2 protein-coding genes and 1 pseudogene are annotated in these 1,449 nt (G+C 64.0%); all 3 read left to right on the top strand.

The genetic code is table 11. The features are described 5' to 3' along the window. Positions 1–534: copper resistance protein B (locus tag IL54_RS01955; RefSeq protein ID WP_037472663.1), on the top strand; the 534-nt coding region annotated here is incomplete at its 5' end. 90 nt (positions 535–624) lie between these two features. Beyond that, positions 625–1,098, top strand: coding sequence for a DUF305 domain-containing protein (locus IL54_RS01950; protein ID WP_015449253.1), 474 nt, complete (start codon positions 625–627; stop codon positions 1,096–1,098). A 58-nt stretch (positions 1,099–1,156) separates the two neighbouring features. Beyond that, a pseudogene (locus tag IL54_RS01945) lies at positions 1,157–1,449 on the top strand (PAS domain-containing sensor histidine kinase); the annotation flags it as partial.

The following is a 1,449-nucleotide window of genomic DNA, read 5'->3' as shown; positions in this document are numbered from 1 at the left end:
GACATCAACCGCCTCTGGCTCAAGAGCGAGGGCGAAGGCGAGTTCGGCCGCGGCATCGACAGCGCCGAGGTGCAGGTGCTCTACAGCCGGGCCATCGACCCCTATTTCAATCTTCAGGGCGGTATCCGCCAGGACTTCGGCCGCGGGCCCGACCGCACCTACGCGACGATCGGCGTCGAGGGCCTGGCTCCTGGCATGTTCGAGGTCGAAGGCGCGCTGTTCCTCTCGACCAAGGGCGATGTTCTGGGCCGGGTCGAGGGCTATTACGACCAGCGCATCACCCAGCGCCTGATCTTGCAGCCGCGCGCCGAGGTCAATTTCGCCGCGCAGGATATTCCGGAGAACGACATCGGTTCGGGGCTGGTCAACATAGAGCTCGGCGCGCGCCTGCGCTACGAATTCAGCCGCCAGTTCGCACCTTACATCGGCGTTTCCTATCTGCGCAAAGCCGGAGACACGGCGCGGCTGTCGAGGCTTGCGGGCGAGGACGTCCATGCCACCAGCTTCGTCGCCGGCGTTCGCTTCTGGTTTTAGCATCAGGACGGCTGATGGCGGGGGCGAACAAGAGAGCGGGGCGTTACACTCATACCCAGGTCGGCCGGCGCCGAGCGAAGGAGATACGCCATGGACCATTCGTCCCACATGAACACCCGGAAGATGGGTGCCTATTGGAGCCTTGCCGTTCAGACCGTCATCAGCGGCGTCATCATGTATCTGGTGATGTTCGTCATGATCGACGGGCTCGACAGCTTCTACAACAACCTCAACATGCTCTACATGACGCTGATGATGGTCGCACCGATGGTGGTGCTGATGATCCTCGCCATGCGACACATGTTCGTGTCGAAGGCCGCCAACATCGCGCTGATCGCCGCGTCGCTGGTCGCCTTCTTCGGCAGCTTTGCACTCATCCGCACCCAGACCACGATCGGCGACACGGCCTTTCTGCGCTCGATGATCCCGCATCATTCCGGGGCGATCCTGATGTGCCAGGAAGCAAAGCTCAGCGATCCGGAAGTCATCCGGCTTTGCGAAGCGATCAAGCGCTCGCAGCGGCAGGAAATCGACGAGATGAAGGCCATACTCGCGCGGCGCTGAGTGGCACGGTCGGGCTACGCCCGGATACGTGCGCCCGGCCAGGTATGTGAGCCGGCCGATGGTCGACACGAGGCGCGGGGCGGACGAGATTGCCAGGGAGGTGGTGCGGCTTGCGCCGTTGTTCCTGCGACAGGCTGGCGGCCATGTCCTGACGCTGCTCGATCCTGCCGGGATCGTGCTGAGCTATAATGAAGAAGGCGAGCGTGCCGAATGCTGGCCCCTCGATCGCGTCCTGGGACAGCCCCATGACCTGTTCTACCCGCCCGACGAGATTGCGGCCGGCCGCCCGTGCGCAGACCTGGCGGCCGCCCTTCACGAAGGCACGCTGGAGCGCGAAGCGTGGCGGGTCTG

The organism is Sphingobium sp. ba1, from assembly GCF_000743655.1.
In the GTDB taxonomy this organism is placed as follows: domain Bacteria; phylum Pseudomonadota; class Alphaproteobacteria; order Sphingomonadales; family Sphingomonadaceae; genus Sphingobium.
Note: the sequence above shows the minus strand (reverse complement) of the source record. Positions and strands in the feature narration are given on the sequence as shown.

Excerpts from the sequence above, each read along its gene's own strand:
- IL54_RS01950 (WP_015449253.1), top strand. The coding sequence starts at position 625 with ATGGACCATTCGTCCCACATGAACACCCGGAAGATGGGTGCCTATTGG.